We start from the raw sequence: 1,671 nt of genomic DNA, 5'->3' as shown, positions 1-1,671 counted from the left end.
ATCCGGCCCTCTCGCAAATCAAATCGTCGTCGGCATCCATTTTACCGGCTCACCTCGCTTCTTTCTAGACGATAGTCCGACAGACTGCTAGGCCGTGCGGGATGCGAACCGGCGACCAAGGGCTGAACAGCCCGCAGCTCCGCCAGGTTTTCTCATTCGCCCCGCAAACGCGCCAGTTACGATCAAGGCGTTTTTTTCTTTTGCGTTTGCCGCTGCTGCTGTTTGCGCTGGGTTTGCACCTTGTTCTGCTTGGCCGTGTGGAGCGTGGCGGCGTCCAGCTTGGCCTGGTCGACGGTGCGCATCTCTTCCTTGTCGTCGTGCGCGACAAAGAAATCGGCGGCTTGCGCGTCCACCACCAGCTTGATCGCGGCGGCATCGTCGAGGTCGTACATTTCGGCGAGGAGGGTGGTTACCTCGTCAAGGAATTCTTCGTAGGTCATGGCGATGCTTTCGTGGGATCACTGGAAACAGAAAAGCCAACCCGAGGGTTGGCTTTTCTGATGTATCTTGGTAGGCCGTGCGGGATTCGAACCTGCGACCAACGGATTAAAAGTCCGCTGCTCTACCAGCTGAGCTAACGACCCAAGGTATTGCGCTGTACTACAAAGAAGGCGGTGATTTGCCATTCTATTCACTGCTGAATTCGGTGGTAGGCCGTGCGGGATTCGAACCTGCGACCAACGGATTAAAAGTCCGCTGCTCTACCAGCTGAGCTAACGACCCCCGAAGAAGCGAGATTATAGGGGGTAATGACGGCAACTGTCAAATGCCCGGAGGAATTTATTGACCCCGGCGCAGCAACGACGCGGCCGCCGCGCCGCCGGCGGCACAAGGTCGCGTCGGCGGCGGCCCGTGGCGGCCTTATTTGGCGCCCAGGCGCTCCTTGGCGGTGGCGGCGGCGCTGGAGTCGGGGTATTGCTTGATGAGCTCCTGCAGCGTCTTCTTGGCGGCCTTGTCCTTCAGCTCGGTCTGGCAGCTGGCGATGTTGAGCATGGCGTCGGCGGCCTTCGGGCTGTCCGGGTAGTTCTTGATCACCAGTTGCTGCGCGGCGATGGCGCTCTTGCAGTCGCGCTGGGCGTAGTAGGCGTTGCCCAGCCAGTACTGCGCGTTGGCGGCGTAGCCGGAGGCGGGGAACTGGCGCACGAAGTCCTGCAGCGCGGTGGCGGCGGTCTTGTAGTCGCCGGCCTTGAACAGGCCCAGCGCGGCGTCGTAGTTCTTCTGCTCGGACGGATCGACCTCGGCGGCCTTGCCGTCGATGGTGATCTGGCGCGGTTCGAGCTTGCGCAGGCGGGTGTCGAGGTCGACGTAGAAGTCCTTCTGGCGCTTCTGCGTGTTGGCCACTTCGTTGGCCAGCACTTCGAGCTGGCCGCGCAGCTTGGCGATTTCGTTGAGCGTGGTTTCGTTCTGGTTCAGCAGGTCCAGCGTGGCCGACTTGTCGGCCTTGGTGTCGAGGCGGCCGTTGACGTCGCGGGCGAGGACGTCGACCTTGGCGCGCAGGTCGAGGATGGCCTTGCGGGCCTCGTCGTCGTCGAACAGGGCGGCCGAGGCGTGCAGCGGCAGATAGCTCAGCGCGGCCAGGGCGGCGGCGGCCAGGGCGGATTTGGTGAATGTCGTCATGTCGGGCGCTTTCAAAACGGATCGGGCAATGGAAACGGGGGGGGGGGGGGGGGG

Annotated in this window: 2 protein-coding genes and 2 tRNA genes; all 4 read right to left on the bottom strand. The window is 62.5% G+C overall.

The features are described from left to right. Positions 1 to 182: 182 nt before the first annotated feature. Positions 183 to 440: a hypothetical protein gene (locus H7U20_RS29855; RefSeq protein WP_199762768.1), complete on the bottom strand. Its 258-nt coding sequence runs from the start codon at positions 438 to 440 to the stop codon at positions 183 to 185. Positions 441 to 508: 68 nt separating this feature from the next. Then, positions 509 to 584 (bottom strand) — tRNA-Lys (locus H7U20_RS29850). Positions 585 to 647: 63 nt separating this feature from the next. Next, positions 648 to 723: transfer RNA gene (locus H7U20_RS29845), tRNA-Lys, on the bottom strand. Between the two features lie 138 nt (positions 724 to 861). Next, positions 862 to 1,617: a tol-pal system protein YbgF gene (gene ybgF, locus H7U20_RS29840; protein WP_199762767.1), complete on the bottom strand. Its 756-nt coding sequence runs from the start codon at positions 1,615 to 1,617 to the stop codon at positions 862 to 864. Positions 1,618 to 1,671 lie beyond the last annotated feature (54 nt).

Origin of the sequence: Rugamonas violacea (assembly GCF_016461825.1) — a bacterium.
GTDB lineage: Bacteria > Pseudomonadota > Gammaproteobacteria > Burkholderiales > Burkholderiaceae_D > Rugamonas.
This window is presented reverse-complemented; position numbering and strand designations above follow the sequence as displayed.

Excerpts from the sequence above, each read along its gene's own strand:
- H7U20_RS29855 (WP_199762768.1), bottom strand. The coding sequence starts at position 440 with ATGACCTACGAAGAATTCCTTGACGAGGTAACCACCCTCCTCGCCGAA.
- ybgF (WP_199762767.1), bottom strand. The coding sequence starts at position 1,617 with ATGACGACATTCACCAAATCCGCCCTGGCCGCCGCCGCCCTGGCCGCG.